Origin of the sequence: Alistipes sp. AF14-19, from assembly GCF_003461645.1 — a bacterium.
GTDB classification, from domain to species: Bacteria; Bacteroidota; Bacteroidia; order Bacteroidales; family Rikenellaceae; genus Alistipes; species Alistipes shahii.
Window position 1 is genome coordinate 125,925 of the sequence record NZ_QTXM01000005.1, and the last position, 16,454, is coordinate 142,378.

The 16,454-nt window shown below is 59.6% G+C and carries 11 protein-coding genes; 10 read left to right on the forward strand and 1 reads right to left on the reverse strand.

Features of this window, described 5'->3' with window-relative positions; translation table 11 throughout:
- Window positions 1-341: 341 nt before the first annotated feature.
- The 7 genes from DWW03_RS06590 (at window position 342) to DWW03_RS06620 (ending at window position 10,869) form a co-directional block, all read left to right on the forward strand.
- Window positions 342-1,091 (forward strand): lysophospholipid acyltransferase family protein, encoded by a 750-nt coding sequence (locus DWW03_RS06590; RefSeq protein ID WP_022061057.1) that lies wholly within the window; start codon window positions 342-344, stop codon window positions 1,089-1,091.
- Between the two features lie 113 nt (window positions 1,092-1,204).
- Entirely contained in the window at window positions 1,205-3,085 is a 1,881-nt protein-coding gene (locus tag DWW03_RS06595) for a DNA topoisomerase IV subunit B (protein ID WP_015545908.1), read from the forward strand.
- Between the two features lie 34 nt (window positions 3,086-3,119).
- Window positions 3,120-5,984 carry a DNA gyrase/topoisomerase IV subunit A gene (locus tag DWW03_RS06600; RefSeq protein ID WP_022061411.1) on the forward strand — a complete coding sequence of 955 codons (2,865 nt, stop codon included), beginning with the start codon at window positions 3,120-3,122 and terminating at the stop codon, window positions 5,982-5,984.
- 13 nt (window positions 5,985-5,997) lie between these two features.
- Window positions 5,998-6,525, forward strand: coding sequence for a shikimate kinase (locus DWW03_RS06605; RefSeq protein ID WP_015545910.1), 528 nt, complete (start codon window positions 5,998-6,000; stop codon window positions 6,523-6,525).
- Window positions 6,518-7,291, forward strand: a complete 774-nt coding sequence (gene murI / locus DWW03_RS06610) for a glutamate racemase (protein WP_044053929.1) — start codon at window positions 6,518-6,520, stop codon at window positions 7,289-7,291. The genes DWW03_RS06605 and murI overlap by 8 nt, the downstream gene beginning before the upstream one ends.
- Window positions 7,292-7,437: 146 nt before the next feature.
- Complete coding sequence (locus DWW03_RS06615) at window positions 7,438-10,167, forward strand: DNA translocase FtsK (RefSeq protein WP_118406527.1); 2,730 nt, start codon at window positions 7,438-7,440, stop codon at window positions 10,165-10,167.
- A gap of 78 nt (window positions 10,168-10,245) precedes the next feature.
- Window positions 10,246-10,869 (forward strand): hypothetical protein, encoded by a 624-nt coding sequence (locus DWW03_RS06620; protein ID WP_229095977.1) that lies wholly within the window; start codon window positions 10,246-10,248, stop codon window positions 10,867-10,869.
- Between the two features lie 77 nt (window positions 10,870-10,946).
- On the opposite strand, the gene DWW03_RS06625 is transcribed toward DWW03_RS06620, so the two are convergent.
- Entirely contained in the window at window positions 10,947-11,618 is a 672-nt protein-coding gene (locus DWW03_RS06625; RefSeq protein ID WP_118406528.1) for a hypothetical protein, read from the reverse strand.
- A 122-nt stretch (window positions 11,619-11,740) separates the two neighbouring features.
- Between DWW03_RS06625 and DWW03_RS16430 the strand changes: the two genes are divergently transcribed.
- The 3 genes from DWW03_RS16430 to DWW03_RS06635 all read left to right on the forward strand — a co-directional run bounded on the left by DWW03_RS16430 (window position 11,741) and on the right by DWW03_RS06635 (window position 16,079).
- Window positions 11,741-11,938, forward strand: coding sequence for a hypothetical protein (locus tag DWW03_RS16430; protein ID WP_147344292.1), 198 nt, complete (start codon window positions 11,741-11,743; stop codon window positions 11,936-11,938).
- A 208-nt stretch (window positions 11,939-12,146) separates the two neighbouring features.
- A complete protein-coding gene (gene gyrA / locus DWW03_RS06630) occupies window positions 12,147-14,693 on the forward strand; it encodes a DNA gyrase subunit A (protein ID WP_044053930.1) in 2,547 nt (848 codons plus the stop codon).
- Between the two features lie 39 nt (window positions 14,694-14,732).
- Complete coding sequence (locus tag DWW03_RS06635; RefSeq protein WP_015545916.1) at window positions 14,733-16,079, forward strand: tetratricopeptide repeat protein; 1,347 nt, start codon at window positions 14,733-14,735, stop codon at window positions 16,077-16,079.
- The last annotated feature ends 375 nt before the right edge of the window (window positions 16,080-16,454 follow it).

Genomic DNA, 16,454 nt, shown 5'->3' on the forward strand with positions numbered 1-16,454 from the left:
GTGTAAAGATACCCCCCCCCGGCTGCGAACCAAATTTTTCCGCAACTTTTTTTCGCGGTCCCGCTTTTTCGCCTCCTGAAAACAGGTGCAGTGAATATTTTGTTGAAAATTCGCCGACTGGCGGGGTAGGAATCCCGGGAAATAATTCCTAAATTTGCAGATTGAATTAATGTGGCTAATTGTCCCCGGACGTCTGATACGGGCTTTTTTCAACCGGCTGCGCCCTTTGCCGGGTCCCTCCCGGAGGCTGGAATCCGGGGCGGGCCGGATTTGTGGACGCGGCCCGCGGCCGCGGGTTCGGACAGTCTGTTTTACAAATGCTGTAATAGAACGATGATCGTATGTTAAGTGCTTTATACTACCTTTTGCTGGTGCTTTTGTGCACGCTTTTTATGATTCTGTCGGCCCTTGCGCTGGTCGTCTGCTATCCCTTCGACCGGGGGCGCCGGACGGTGCATGAACTGTCGCGCATCCTGGTGCGGATTTTCTTCTTTCTGCCGCCTTTCTGGCGGCAGCGGGTCATCGGCCGCGAACTGATCGACCGGAAGAAGCGCTACGTCATCGTCATCAACCACAACACGGTGATCGACATCCCGGCGCTCTACTACATTCCGCTCAATTTCCGCTGGGTGTCGAAGCGCGAGGTCTTCAAAACGCCCTTCTTCGGCCAGTTCCTCCTGCTGCACGGCGACATCTGCATCGACCGCGGCCACGCCGCCGAGGCGTTGGAACAGCTGGTCCGCGACGGGAAAAAGTGGATTTCGCGCGGGGCTTCGGTGGCGATTTTTCCCGAGGGCACGCGCTCGAAGGACGGTGAGATCCACCGCTTCAAGGCCGGGGCCTTCACGCTGGCCAAGGAGGCCGGCGCGGATATCCTTCCCGTGGTGCTGGACGGAACCAAGACGCTGATCAAAAAGAACCTGGCATTCAACTGGGGCAACCGGATCACCGTCCGCGTGCTGTCTCCCGTTCCGGCCGAACGGGTCGCCGCGCTGGAGACGCATGAACTGATGCAGGAGGTGCATGAACGGATGTGCACGGCGCTGGGAGAAGTGAGAAACGAAAAGTTAAAAGTGAAAGATCAAAAGTGAAATGTCGCAAATAAAGGTTGGAACACGAAAAATTCAAAAAAAGTTGCGTTGAACTTCCCGCCGATTTTTTAATTTCTCACCTTTCACCTTTCACTTTTCACCTTAATTAAGTTATGGCAGATTTACTCAATAATACCAACTCGAACGCAAACAATTACGGCGACGACGCCATCGTGACCCTCTCGCCGAGGGAGCACATCCGCCTGCGCCCCGGCATGTACGTCGGCGTGGTGGGCGACGGTTCGCAGCCCGACGAGGCGCTCTACGTGCTGATCAAGGAGGTCGTGGACAACTCGATCGACGAATTCATCATGGGCGCGGGCCGGCAGATCGACATCACGCTGGCCGACAACGTCGTTACGGTGCGCGACTACGGCCGCGGCATCCCCCTCAAGTCGCTCGCGGCGGCCGTCGGGCAGATGAATACGGGCGGCAAGTACGGAGGCGACGCCTTCAAGAAGACCGTGGGCCTGAACGGCGTGGGCGTCAAGGCCGTGAACATGCTTTCCGAAGAGTTTACGGCCCGTTCGGTCCGCGACGGCGAGGCCCGTACGGTGACCTTCGCCAAGGGTCTCGAAGTGAGCGACAGGTGGGAGAGCGGCGTCAACGAGAAGAACGGCACGTTCATCTCGTACCGCGTCGACAAGGAGATTTTCGGCGAATATGCCTACAACCTCGAATACGTCGAGCAGAAAATCCGCAATTACAGCTACCTGAACCTGGGTCTGACGCTCAATTTCAACGGCAAGAGCTACGTTTCGAAAAACGGTCTGCTGGACCTCGTGAACGACAACATGACCGAGGACCCGCTCTACCCGCCCATCCACCTCACGGGGGAGGACATCGAAGTGGTGATCACCCACGGCACGGGCTACGGCGAGAGCTACGACTCGTTCGTCAACGGCCAGCACACCACGCAGGGCGGCACACACCAGACGGCCCTGCGCGCCGCCGTCGCCAAGACGGTCAAGGAGTTCTACCACAAGGACTACGACCCGTCGGACATCCGCACGTCGATCATCGCGGCCATTTCGATCAAGGTCACCGACCCGATCTTCGAGAACCAGATGAAGACCAAGTACGGTTCGAAGGAGGTCGAACCGGGGGTCTCGGTCAATAACTTCGTGGCCGACTTCCTCACCAAGCACCTCGACGACTACCTGCACAAGCACGCCGAGACGGCGCAGATTCTCCAGCGGAAGATTGTCGAGAACGAGAAGGAGCGCAAGGCGATTTCGGGCATCCAGAAGAAGGCCCGCGAGACGGCCAAGAAGGTGAGCTTGAACAACAAGAAACTGCGCGACTGCAAGATCCACCGCACGGACCGCAACGAGCTGGCCGAACAGTCGATGATCTTCATCACGGAGGGCAACTCGGCGTCGGGCTCCATCACCAAGAGCCGCGACGTGCGTACGCAGGCGGTCTTCTCGCTGCGCGGCAAGCCGCTGAACTGCTACGGGCTGACGAAGAAGGTGGTCTACGAGAACGAGGAGTTCAACCTCCTTCAGGCGGCGCTGAACATCGAGGAGGACATGGACAACCTGCGCTACAACAAGGTCGTCATCGCCACCGATGCCGATGTCGACGGCATGCACATCCGCCTCTTGATGATGACCTTCTTCCTGCAATTCTTCCCCGAGGTGATCCGCCAGGGGCATCTGTTCGTGCTGCAAACCCCGCTGTTCCGCGTGCGCAACAAGAAGGAGACGCTCTACTGCTATTCCGAGGAGGAGCGCCTGAAGGCCGTGGCCCGGTGCGGCGCGAACGCCGAGATCACGCGATTCAAGGGTCTGGGCGAGATTTCGCCCGACGAGTTCAAGGAGTTCATCGGCGAGAACATGCGCCTGGACAAGGTCCGCATCACCAAGGACGACCCGATCCACGACCTGCTGGAGTTTTATATGGGCAAGAATACGTATGAGCGTCAGGGCTTCATCATCGACAACCTGCGCATCGAGGAGGACATCGTCGAGCAGGACCTTGCGATTAATTAAAAATTAAGAATTAAAAATTAAAAATTCCGATTTCATGGCGGAAGAGAACGATAAGACGGGGCGCGACGAAGCGCTCAACGAGGACGCCTCGACTCCCGAAACCGCGGACGACGCGACGGACGAAACGCCTGTGGCCGAGGCTCCGGCCAAGGCGGGCAAATTCGACCGCCTGACGCAGGAGGAGGGCGGCGTCCGCAAGCTCACGGGCATGTATAAGAACTGGTTCCTGGACTACGCCTCGTACGTGATCCTCGAACGCGCCGTGCCGCATGTCGAGGACGGACTGAAACCCGTCCAGCGGCGTATCCTTCATGCGATGAAGGTCGTCGACGACGGCCGTTACAACAAGGTCGCCAACCTCGTGGGTCAGACCATGCAGTACCACCCGCACGGCGACGCGTCGATCAAGGACGCGCTGGTGCAGCTGGGGCAGAAGGACCTGCTGATCGACTGTCAGGGCAACTGGGGCAACATCCTCACGGGCGACGAGGCCGCCGCGGGCCGTTATATCGAGGCGCGTCTTTCGAAATTCGCCCTCGACGTGGTCTTCAACAAGAAGACGACGGAGTGGATGCTGTCGTACGACGGCCGCAAGGAGGAGCCGGTGACGCTGCCCATCAAGTTCCCGCTGCTGCTGGCCCAAGGGTCCGACGGCATCGCCGTGGGACTGGCTTCGAAAATCCTGCCCCACAACTTCGTGGAGCTGATCAACGCCGCCATTGCGCACCTCCAGGGACGTGATTTCCAGCTTTACCCCGATTTCCCGACGGGCGGCATGGCCGACGTGAGCCGCTATAACGACGGCCTTCGCGGCGGCACGGTGAAGGTGCGGGCGAAGATTTCGAAGATCGACAAACGGACGCTTGCCATCACCGAGATTCCCTATACCACGACCACCGAGTCGATCAAGGATTCGATCATCAAGGCCAACGACAAGGGCAAGATCAAGATCCGAAAGGTCGACGACAATACGGCCGACAAGGTCGAAATCGTCATTCAGGTCTCGCCCGACGAGTCGTCGGACAAGACCATCGACGCGCTCTACGCCTTCACCGACTGCGAGGTGTCGATCGCCCCGAACTCGTGCGTCATCTGGGACGAGAAGCCGCACTTCCTCGGGGTTTCGGAGATCCTGCGCCGCTCGGCCGAGCACACCAAGTCGCTGCTGGGGCTGGAGCTGAAAATCCGGCTGGGCGAGTTGAGCGAGGCATGGCACGCCGCCTCGCTCGAACGCATCTTCATCGAGAACAGGCTCTACCAGTTGATCGAGGGGTGCAAGAGCCGCGAGGAGGCTTATTCCGCCGTGGATAAGGGTCTGGAACCCTTCAAGATGCGGCTGCGACGTGAAGTGACGCTTGAAGACGTGCAGAAGCTCACCGAGCTGAAATTTATCCGTATTTCGCGTTACGACAGCGAGAAGGCCGACAACGAGATCCGCCAGATCGAGGAGGACCTGAAGTCGACGCAGTACGACCTGGACCACCTCACCGAATACGCCGTGGCCTACTACGAGCGCATCCGCGACAAGTACGGCAAGGGCAGGGAGCGTCGCACCGAGTTGCGCGAATTCGACTCGATCGAGGCGACGAAGGTGGCCGTCACGAACGCCAAGCTGTACGTGGACCGGGCCGAAGGGTTCTTCGGCATCGGCAAATCCATGAAGGACGCGGAATTCGTCTGCGACTGCTCGGACATCGACGACGTGATCGTCTTCACGAAAGACGGGCGTTACGTGATCACCAAGGTTTCGGACAAGGCCTTCTTCGATAAAAACATCTATTATATCGGGGTCTTCAAGCGCAACGACGACCGCACGATCTACAACGTTCTCTACCGCGACGGGAAGAACGGTGCGATTATGATGAAGCGCTGCGCCATCAAGGGCATCACGCGCGACAAGGAGTACGACATCACCAAGGGAACCGCCAAGAGCGAGATACTGTATATGTCTGTCAATCCGAACGGTGAGGCCGAGGTGCTAAAGGTTTACTTCAAGCCCCGTCCGCGCCTAAAGAAGGTGATCGTCGATCTCGATTTCTCGACCCTCGCCATCAAGGGGCGCCAGAGCCAGGGCAATCTGTTCTCGCGCTACGGCATCCACAAGATCGTGCTGAAGGAGCGCGGCACCTCGACGCTCGGGGGGCAGGACATCTGGTTCGACGAAGATGTCCGCCGGCTGAACGCCGACGGGCGCGGCAAGCTGCTCGGCGAGTTCAAGGGTGACGACCGCCTGATCGTCTGGACCTCGAAGAATCAGTACTACATCACGGGCTACGACCTGATGCAGCACTTCCCCGACGACACGGTCCTCGTGGCGCGTTACGAGTCCGACCGGGTTTACAGCCTGTGTTACTACGACCGCGGCCAGAAGTATTACTACATGAAGCGTTTCACGGCCGAGATGTCGGACAAGATTCAGGATTTCCTCGACGCCGACGCCGATTTCATCTGCGTGACGGACCGCGCCGGGGCCAAACTGGAGATCACCTACAAGGGGGCGCACGCCTCGCGGCCCGCGGATGTGATCGACGTCGACGAGTTCGTGGGCGTCAAGAGCCACCGCGCCAAGGGCAAACGCCTGACGACCTACGACGTGGACCGGCTGCGGATGATCGAACCCGAACTGCCTCCCGAACCGGAACCTTCGGAGGATGAGTCGCTTGACGACGGTCAGCTGACGGACGCTTCAGCTGACGCGGCGCAACGCGCTGCGGCAGAGGGGAAAGCTTCCGAAAAATCCGCCCTGAAGGAGCCGCTCGGCGCCAAGCCCGCCCCGGGAAAGGCTTCGGCGGGCCAGCCCTCGGCCGGAACGATCGTCGGAGGCGTGGAGTTCGAGGTGGAGCGTCCGAAAGGCGACGCCGGCGAGATGATCGACCCCGAACAGCTGAACCTGTTTTAACGAACCGCCTGCGATGAAACCTCTCTTTCTGGTCGGATATATGGGCTGCGGCAAGAGCACCCTCGGACGTAAGCTGGCGCGGCGTCTGGGCGTCGATTTCATCGACACCGACGCGCTGGTCGAGGAGCGCGAAGGCGCCTCCGTGGCCGACGTCTTCCGTTACGAGGGCGAGGAGCGTTTCCGCGAGGCGGAGCGCCGGGTCCTCGACGAGGTGATCGCCGGAGCCTCCTTCGCCGTGGTCTCCACGGGGGGCGGGCTGCCCACGTGGCGCGATAACATGCCGTGCATGAACGCCGTCGGGCATACGGTCTACCTGCGCCGCTCGCCGGAGCAGATCGCCCGGCGGTTAAGCCCCTACGGACGCCGCAAGCGGCCCCGTCTGCAAGGTCTCGACGACGAACAGCTGGTGGCCTTCATGCGCGGCGACATGGCGGCCCGCGAACCGTTCTACGCGCAGGCTTCGCTCGTCGTCGACTGCGACCCGATGTCCGACGACGAGCTGGTCGAACATATCGTGCAAACTTTCTCCGACCGTGGCTGACAACAGACCCATAGGCATTTACGACTCGGGGCTGGGCGGACTGACCGTCTGGCGCGAGGTCCGGCGTGCGCTGCCCGGCGAATCGCTCGCCTACCTCGGCGACGGCGCCAACTGCCCCTATGGCTCGCGGCCCCGCGAGGAGGTGCAGGCGCTGGCCGACGCCGCCGTGGCGCGGCTCGTGGAGCTGGACTGCAAGATGGTCGTCGTGGCCTGCAACACCGCCACGGCCGCGGCCATCGGCTTCCTGCGCGAAAAATACGCCGGTATGCCCATCGTCGGCATGGAGCCGGCCGTGAAACCGGCCTGCCTGGCGACCCGCAGCGGGGTGGTGGGGGTGCTGGCCACCGAACGGAGCCTCGACGGCGAGTTGTTCCGCCGCACGGCCGCCCGGTACGGCAGCGGCATCGAAGTCCTGACCTACCCGGGCACGGGTTTCGTGGAGCTGGTCGAGGGGGACCGGGAGGATACGCCCGAGGCCGAAGCCGCGGTGCGCGCCGCCGTGGAGCCGATGCTGGCGCGGGGCGCCGACCAGATCGTGCTGGGGTGTACGCACTATCCCTTTCTGACGCCCGTGATGGAACGCATCGTCGACGGACGGGCCGCGATCGTCGACCCGTCGCCCGCCGTCGCCCGCCGCGTCGGGCAGCTTTTGGACCGCTACGGCCTGCGCGCTTCGGCGGATAACCGCCCCGCGCTCACGTTCCGCACCTTCGCCGACGAGCTTTACCGCCTGCGTCTCGAACGGAAGGTTGCGGCGTACCTGTAAGACGCTCCCGGCTCCATACCCTCCCCCTCATTCGCGGGCGGGAACGCTTCCGGCCGGAATCGCTCCGGGCGATTGAAAAGTTTGCGGCGCCTTCGGAATTGTCGGAAAAAATTCGTACCTTCGCTCGATAATAGCGACATTCTGGAATGGCATCTAAAAATACATCCTCCAACAGCCGGCAGGCCGTTCAGCGTTCCAACAGCGACAGTGCGCGCTGGATCGCCGGACTGCTGTTGCTGTTCATCGGTCTGTTCGCCGCCGCTGCGGTGTTCTTTTCGTTTTTCAGCTGGGCCGCCGACCAGAGCGGGCTGCAAAAATCGGTCGAGGAACGGGTGACGCTCGGCATCGAACCGGAAAATCTCTGCGGCTGGGCCGGAGCGCGGCTGGGGATGTTGCTGGTCGATCATTCGTTCGGGCTTTTCGGCATCCTGATCCCCGCGATGATCGTGCTGGTCGGCGTGCGGATCGTCCGTCAGCGGCCGCTGCTGTTCAACCATTCGATCCTTTCGCTGTTTCTGATTATGATCCTGGGGTCGCTGACGCTGGGATTCGCCTTCGCCAACCGCTGGAGCCTCTGCTGCTCGACGGGGTGGGGCGGCGCTTTCGGCATCGCCTCTTCGGCCCTGCTGCGCACGCATATCGGGGCTTTCGGAACGCTGATCCTGCTTGTCGGCGGCTGGATACTGACGGGTGTTTTCATCAACCGCAACTTCATCAACAAGGTCAACGAGGCGGGCAACGTGGTGGTCGACAAGAGCGGGAAGGTCGTCGAGATCCTCAAGCACAAAGTCGTGCTGCACGGACGTGCGGCCGGGGAGGACGGGGCTGCGGAGGATATTCCCGAACCGGCTCCGAAACCCGGGCCGAAGGCGGCCGCACCGCAGCCCGCGCCGTCGAAAGCGGCGGAACCCGCGGCGCAAAAACCCGCCCCGATCCGTGTGGAACGTCCGTCGGAGCCCGTTGCGGCTCGGAAGTCCGTGCCGGAAGAGGACGAAAATCCCTTCCTCGAACTGACGCCCGACGGGAAACCCGTCGCCGGGGAGACTGCCGCGGAGCAGACGCCCCCTCCCGCGGAGGACGGGGAGTTCATCGAGGTGGACCTTTCGCGTCCCGAGGGCCGTGTGGTGATCGGCCGCAGCGGGCTGGTCGAGCTGGAACGCCCTGCGGTGCGCGACGCCGTGGCTGCGGAGCCTGCCCCGGAGGAGGTTCCGGAGAGAGAGGCCGCACAGTCCGATCCCGATGCGCCCTTTACCGAGATCACCGTGCTGGACGACGCGCCCGCCGCGGAGCCGGAGGGCGTCGTGGTGACGGTCGAGGCCAACGAGGCGAAACTTCTCGACGAGAAGGCGATCCCCACGGAGAGCTACGACCCGCTGAAGGACCTGGTGAACTACCGCAAGCCGCCCGTGACGCTGCTGGAGGACTACATTTCCGATTCGGAGGTCTCGGACGAGGAGATTTTCGAGAACAAGACCAAAATCGAGGATACGCTCAAGAACTTCGGCATTCCCATCCAGCGCATCAAGGCCACGGTGGGTCCCACGGTGACGCTCTACGAGATCGTGCAGGCGCAGGGAATCAAGATCTCGAAGGTGCAGGGCCTCGAAAACGATATTGCGCAGAGCCTCAAGGCACTGGGTATCCGCATCATCGCGCCGATTCCGGGCAAGGGAACCATCGGCATCGAGGTTCCCAACCGCGACAAGCAGGTGGTTTCGATGTATTCGGCCGTGCGTTCGCTGCGTTTCCAGGAGTCGAAGGCCGAGCTTCCGGTGGTGATCGGGCGCACGATCCAGAACGAAAATTACGTCTTCGACCTGGCCAAGATGCCGCACCTGCTGGTCGCCGGAGCCACGGGACAGGGCAAGTCCGTGGGGCTGAACGCCATCATCACCTCGCTCCTGTACCGCAAACACCCCGCGCAGCTGAAGTTCGTGATGATCGACCCCAAGATGGTCGAGTTCTCGCTCTACGCCAAGATCGAACGCCATTTCCTGGCCAAGATGGAGTCGGAGGACGACGCGATCATCACCGACCCCAAGAAGGCGGTCTATACGCTCAACTCGCTCTGTACGGAGATGGACAACCGTCTGGAACTGTGTAAGAAGGCCGGGGCGCGAAACATCGCCGAGTACAACGAGAAATTCACCTCGCGGCGGCTGAATCCGATGAACGGACATCGCTACCTCCCGTATATCGTGGTGGTGGTCGACGAGTTTGCCGACCTGATAATGACGGCCCGCGAGGTCGAGGGACCGGTCATGCGCCTCGCGCAGAAAGCCCGCGCCATCGGCATCCACCTGATCATCGCCACGCAGCGTCCCGACGTGAAGGTCATCACGGGCGGCATCAAGGCCAACTTCCCGGCCCGCATCGCCTTCCGCGTGATGCAGATGATCGACTCGCGCACGATCATCGACCAGCCGGGGGCCAATCAGCTTATCGGCCGGGGCGACATGCTTTTCTCGAAGGACGGCGACCTGACGCGTATCCAGTGTGCGCTGGTCGAGACCCGCGAGGTCGAGCGCATCTGCGAATACATCTCCAAACAGCAGGGCTACACCGAGGCCTACACGTTGCCCGACTATACGCCCGACGGCGGCGACGCTCAAATGGGCAGCGAGGAGTCCTCGGCGCCCGTGAAATACGACTCGCTCTTTGCCGAGATCGCCCGCGACGCCGTGTCCGGAGGTCAGATCTCGACCTCGATGATCCAGCGCAACTACGAGGTGGGCTTCAACCGCGCCGGCCGCATTATGATGCAGCTCGAAAGGGCCGGCATCGTCGGTCGCCAGCAGGGAGCCAAACCGCGCGACATCCTCTACCACGACTTGCCTTCGCTGGAGGCGAAATTGCAGGAACTGGGATTGTTTTAAGTCTTCGGCTTAAAACAATCCCAGTTCCTGTGGTTAAGAATTAAAAATTAGGAATTGAAAATTGCGGGAGCTGACACTATGGGAAGACGAAAATTTTTCATTTTTCATTGTTTCATTGCCGTATTGTTTTGCGGCATATTGCAAGGCAATGCGGCGCAGCCTCGTGCCACGGAGATACTGGAACGCCTTGCGGCGGGATTCCGTGCGATGGACGGCTATGGCGTGAAGTTCGGGGTCGTCTCGGGCGACTACGAAGCCCGCGGCAGCTATGTCGTGGAAGGCGACAGCTATTACCTCGTGCTGGGCGACGCGGAGGTTTTCGCCGACGGAGCCGTGCGCCGCGAGGTCGACAACCGCCGCCGCGAGGTGACCGTTACGGAGGTCGACACCGCGAGCCGCAACATCCTGAACAATCCGGTCCGGGCCTTCGATTTTCTGGGCAGCGAATATACGCCGTCGCTCGTCTCCGAAGCCGACGGCCGCACCGTCGTGCGGCTGACGCCCGCCGCCGGGAACGACTCCCCGGCAGGCGATGTCACGCTGACGGTCGACACCGCTACGATGCGCCCCCGCTCGCTTTCGTACGACTACGACGGCGAACAGGTGCTGGTGAACGTGCTGGAGGTCGCGCCCCTCGCTGGGCACGTCCGGCGGTTCGATAAAAATGCCTATGCCGGATATGAATTCATAGATTTTCGGTAATTTTTGATGAAATGAAACACCGGGCCGCTATGCGATTGCGTACATGGCGGCCCGGTGTGTTTTCGGTCAGACTGTTGTTACAAATCTTCGCCGTTGGCTTTATTATATTCATTCTCGTAAAACATATAGATGCGATATTTTCCAGCAGATTCTTCAACGAGCATAAACCCAACACGTTTATTTTGAGCTGCCATATAACATTTTCTGAGGATGGAGGCGCGTTCAAGCATTTTTTCAGGTGATACTTCTCCTATCGGACCTGTCAGATAACCCAATGCTTGTTCCTTGGTAACGGAGTCCGGAAGTTGTGAATAAAAAGCCGCATAGCGTTTGTTATTTACACCCATTTCATAGGAAAGGTGTTCATCGTCGGGAATTGTCTGTTCCTTATCGGGTTCGGTGTTAGGTATATACTTTGGATTGTTTTCAAATTGTTCGCAAAGTCTATTGAATCGAATTTTAATAGCTGATTCATCTAAAATATATTTATCTATCAATGTAATCCCACAGACTTTATAGTTGTTTGTATTAATGAGTAATAGAACATCGGTTCCATTGAACTCGCCTTCCAAAACATCTTTGCCCGCTATGGCGGGAGTGAACCCTTTGGCTTTCAGTTTTTCAATCATGGCGGGTTTGTATCCGTCAACCGGAATGCCGAGGAATTTCGTCACGTCTTTCTCCTCTTCCTGCGCTTGCATGGTCGCGGTGCACAAGAGAGCAATAGTTACACACAAAAGTTTCTTCATGGGTGTTGCTGTTTTGTTTTACTTAATTAAACTAAATGGATATGAATTTTAATTTGAATCAAATATAGCGAAAAAAGGCGATAATTTCTATGGTTTGAAGTGCTTTTTTATCTAATTTTCGAATGTCGGACGGCATCGTGTTTTTCGGCCTTTTCTCCCAGCAGTTTGCCGGGAGATTTTTTTCGGGCCGTCAGATCGCCGGAAAAGGGGCAAAAACGGGGTGGTTCGCTGAAAATATCGCGCGCACGAAGCAGATTTATTCCCCTAAAGTTGCTCAAACCGGAAATAAATCGTATTTTTGTTCGTTAAAAGAACGGTAATTTTCGACGGGTGTCGACGGGCCGGTTGCGGCGCTTGTGAGCGTTGAAAATTTGAATTGGAGATAATTCGGTCGAAATTCCGGTCGCGATGCGACGAGGCTCCCGTCTTGGCGGGCGCCGGAGCGGGCCAAGTATGTAAACGCGGCGGGACGCCGCGAAAGCCCGCTTCGAAACGGAAAGACGAAGAATAACAGAATTAAGTATTAATATGTTAACTGAAGAAGAAAAGAATGCCGGTTTGACGGGGCGTATCATCCCCATCAATATCGAAGAGCAGATGAAATCGGCGTACATCGACTACTCGATGTCGGTCATCGTGTCGCGTGCGCTGCCTGACGTGCGCGACGGCATGAAGCCCGTGCACCGCCGCATCCTCTACGATATGAGCGCGGAGCTTAACCTCTACTCCGACAAACCCACACGTAAGTCCGCCCGTATCGTCGGCGACGTGCTCGGTAAGTTCCACCCCCACGGCGACACGTCGGTCTACGACGCGATGGTCCGCCTGGCGCAGGACTGGTCGATGCGCTACCCGCTGGTCGACGGACAGGGTAACTTCGGTTCGATGGACGGCGACTCGCCTGCCGCCATGCGTTACACCGAGGCCCGCATGAAGAAAATCACGGACGAAGTGATGGCCGACATCGACAAGGAGACGGTCGACTGGACGCTGAACTTCGACGACACGATTCCCGAACCCACGGTCCTGCCCACGAAAATCCCGCTGCTGATCGTCAACGGCGCCAGTGGTATCGCCGTCGGTATGGCCACGAACATGGCTCCGCACAACCTTTCGGAGGTGGTCGACGCCTGCTGCGCCTATATCGACAACCCGGAGATCACGGGCGAGGAGCTGCTGCACTACGTCAAGGGGCCCGACTTCCCCACGGGCGGTATCATCTACGGCTACGAGGGAGTGAAGGAGGCGATGCTGACGGGCCGCGGCCGCGTGATGATGCGCGCCAAGACCGACATCGAGCATACGCCCAGCGGCCGCGAGTGCATCGTCATCACGGAGATTCCCTACATGATCAACAAGGCCGAGATGATCAAGAAGATCGCCGACATGATCAACGACAAGAAGATCGACGGCATCTCCTACATCAACGACGAGTCGGACCGCAACGGCCTGCGGATCATCATTATCCTGAAGCACGACGCCGTTGCGAGCGTGGTGCTGAACACGCTGTTCAAGAACACGCCGCTGCAAACGTCGTTCGCCGTGAACAACATCGCGCTGGTCAACGGCCGGCCGCAGATGCTGCCGATGCGCGACCTGATCAAATACTTCATCGAGCACCGCCACGACGTCGTCGTGCGCCGCACGCGCTTCGACAAGCGCAAGGCCGAGGAGCGTCTGCACATCGTGCAGGGTTTGCTGATCGCGCAGGACAACATCGACGAGATCGTGCGCATCATCCGCGCCTCGCAGACGCCCGACGCCGCCAAGCAGACGATGATCGAGCGTTTCGAGTTGTCGGACATCCAGGCTTCGGCCATCATCGAAATGCGCCTGCGCGCCCTAACGGGACTCGAAAGGGGCAAGCTGCTCGCCGAGCGCGACGAACTGGAGAAGCTGATCGCCCACCTGACGGAGGTGCTTGCGAACGTCGGCATGCAGATGCAGATCATCAAGGACGAGCTGCTGGAGATCAAGGAGAAGTACGGCGACGAACGCCGCTCGGAGATCGTCTACGCTTCGGAGGAGTTCAATCCCGAGGATTTCTATGCCGACGACGACATGGTGATCACCATTTCGCACATGGGCTACATCAAGCGCACGCCGCTGGCCGAATACCGCACGCAGAACCGCGGCGGCGTGGGGGCCAAGGGCAGCGCCACGCGCGACGAGGACTTCATCGAGCACATCTACGTGGCTTCGATGCACAATACGATGCTCTTCTTCACCGAAAAGGGCCGCTGCTTCTGGCTCAAGGTCTACGAGATTCCGGAAGGCGCCCGTTCGTCGAAGGGCCGCGCCATCCAGAACGTCATCCAGATCGAGCCGGACGACAAGGTCCGCGCTTACATCAACGTCAAGAGCCTGGCCGATGCGGAGTACGTGAACAACAACTACATCATCATGTGCACCAAGGACGGCACGATCAAGAAGACCAAACTGGAGGCCTACTCGCGTCCGCGCCAGAACGGCGTGAACGCCATCGTCATCCGCGAGGGCGACCAGCTGATCGAGGCCAAGCTCACCAGCGGCAACGCCGAGGTGATGATCGCCGCCCGCGACGGCAAGGCCATCCGTTTCAACGAATCGACGGTGCGTCCGATCGGGCGTGTCGGCGCCGGAGTGCGCGGCATCTCGATCGAGGACGGGGACGAGGTGGTCGGCATGATCTGCGTGGAACCCGATTCGAAGCAGGACGTGCTGGTATTGAGCGAGAACGGCTACGGCAAGCGTACCGATCTGGACGAATACCGCATCACCAACCGCGGCGGAAAGGGCGTGAAGACCATCAACATTACGGAAAAGACAGGCAAACTAATTTCGATACAGGCCGTTACCGACGACAACGACCTGATGATCATCAACCGTTCGGGACTCACCATACGCACCGCTGTCAGCCAGATCCGCCTCGCGGGCCGCGCTACGCAGGGCGTGCGTATCATCAACCTCCGCGAGGGCGACGCCATTGCTTCGGTGATGGCCGTGCCGGCTGCCGGGGAAGAGGAGGAAGTGCAGCCCGCGGAAGGCGTTGAGACCGGAGGCGAAACCCCCGGAGCCGCCCCCGCGGAGGAATAAGAAAAAGAAACAACAAAAACTTTAAAATTTCAGTTTACCATGAAGAAAACGATTTTGACGGCTCTTGCGGCGCTGCTCGTGGCAGTTCCCGCCGTGAAAGCCCAGAAAGTGAACAAGGAAGCCCTTCTCGCCAAGATCGAAAAGAGCGACGCCGACATCGCCAACGAGAAGAAGGCGGCGAAGGCCGCGACGTGGCTCGCCCGCGGCAAGGCTTTTTACGAGGTGGCCGTGGAGCCTACGAAGAGCATCTTCGCCAACATGGAACCGACGATGCTGAAACTGGCTGTCGGCGAACCCAAGTCGACGACGAAGGAGACGCTCAACGGCACGGAGTACGACGCATGGGTGTATCCCTATTTCACGGCTTACGTCAAGGACAACAAGGTCGTGACGTGGAAGCAGAGCAAATGGGTGCTGAAAGACGCTCCCAAGAAGGCCATCGAGGCTTACAACAAGGCTTATGAACTCGATCCCAAGACGGCCGAGAAGGTCAAGGAGGGTCTGAAGCAGGTCAGCGACTTCTGCTCGCAGGTGGGCAACGTCGGCATCGACTCGGGCAACTACGTCGAGGCCGCAGACGCTTACGTGACGGCTTTCGAGGCGCAGTCCAGCCCGGCTTACGAGAAGGCCGACCCCGCGCTGCTCTACTATGCGGGCTACCTGCTGACCGTCGACGGCTCGAACAACCCCAAGTCGTTCGCCAAGGGCGGCGAGTACCTGACCAAGGCCATCGACCTGGGCTATGCCGACGAGGAGGGTAATATCTATTACTACCTCTTCCACTGCCTCTACGGACAGAAGGACCTCGACAAGGGAAATATTATGAAAGCGAAGGACGTGCTGCTGACGGGTATCGGGAAGTTCCCGAAGAACGAGCGCATTCTCGACGGCCTGATGCAGCTTTACACCGCGGAGCAGGGCGTGGGCGACCCCGCCGACCTGATCGCGCTGATCGACAAGGCCATCGAGGACAATCCGTCGAACGTGGACCTCTGGTTCGGCCGCGGCCGTATCTTCTACGCGCTGAAGGACTACGATCAGAGCATCGAATCGTTCAAGAAGGTCGTGGAGCTGAAGCCCGACCTGTTCGAGGGCAACTACTACCTGGGTGTGTTCTATACGATCAAGGGCGACGCGCTCAACAAGGAGATGAACGAGAAGCAGTACAGCAGCCAGGCGGTTTACGACGCCGATCTGAAAGTCGTCAACGATGTCTACAAGGAGGCTGTGCCCTGGTTCGAGAAGGCGCACCAGATCAAACCCGACGATGTTGATACGCTGGAGTTCCTCAAATCCATCTGCTTCCGTCTGCGCGACGAGGCCGGCATCATGGAGAAGTACAACACCTACAATGCCCTTTACAAGCAGGTGAAAGGCATCGAATAGCCGCTTGACGGGCGGGGATTCAGCGGCGATGGTTCGCCGGTCCCGCTCTTTGAACGGAGTTGCGCTGCCGCCCGTTCGGCAGGCGTTATGAAAAAAGCCCGGCTTTCCAGCCGGGTTTTTTGCATATGGAGGGGGTAAATGGCATTACGAAACGCCCTGCACCCTGAATCCCGCCTTTTGACCGTGCGGGCGCGGGGCCGGGGAGCAGCGTTCCGGCCAACCGGCCGCTTTGCCAATCCCGCCTTTTTGCCGTGCGGGCGCGGGGCCGGGGAGCAGCGTTCCGGCCAACCGGCCGCTTTGCCAATCCTGCCTTTTGGCCGTGCGGGCGCGGAGCCGGGGAGCAGCGTTCCGGCCAAAAGGCCGCTTTGCCAATCC

Excerpts from the sequence above, each read along its gene's own strand:
- DWW03_RS06590 (WP_022061057.1), top strand. The coding sequence starts at position 342 with ATGTTAAGTGCTTTATACTACCTTTTGCTGGTGCTTTTGTGCACGCTT.
- DWW03_RS06595 (WP_015545908.1), top strand. The coding sequence starts at position 1,205 with ATGGCAGATTTACTCAATAATACCAACTCGAACGCAAACAATTACGGC.
- DWW03_RS06600 (WP_022061411.1), top strand. The coding sequence starts at position 3,120 with ATGGCGGAAGAGAACGATAAGACGGGGCGCGACGAAGCGCTCAACGAG.
- DWW03_RS06605 (WP_015545910.1), top strand. The coding sequence starts at position 5,998 with ATGAAACCTCTCTTTCTGGTCGGATATATGGGCTGCGGCAAGAGCACC.
- DWW03_RS06615 (WP_118406527.1), top strand. The coding sequence starts at position 7,438 with ATGGCATCTAAAAATACATCCTCCAACAGCCGGCAGGCCGTTCAGCGT.
- DWW03_RS06620 (WP_229095977.1), top strand. The coding sequence starts at position 10,246 with ATGGGAAGACGAAAATTTTTCATTTTTCATTGTTTCATTGCCGTATTG.
- DWW03_RS06625 (WP_118406528.1), bottom strand. The coding sequence starts at position 11,618 with ATGAAGAAACTTTTGTGTGTAACTATTGCTCTCTTGTGCACCGCGACC.
- DWW03_RS16430 (WP_147344292.1), top strand. The coding sequence starts at position 11,741 with ATGTCGGACGGCATCGTGTTTTTCGGCCTTTTCTCCCAGCAGTTTGCC.
- gyrA (WP_044053930.1), top strand. The coding sequence starts at position 12,147 with ATGTTAACTGAAGAAGAAAAGAATGCCGGTTTGACGGGGCGTATCATC.
- DWW03_RS06635 (WP_015545916.1), top strand. The coding sequence starts at position 14,733 with ATGAAGAAAACGATTTTGACGGCTCTTGCGGCGCTGCTCGTGGCAGTT.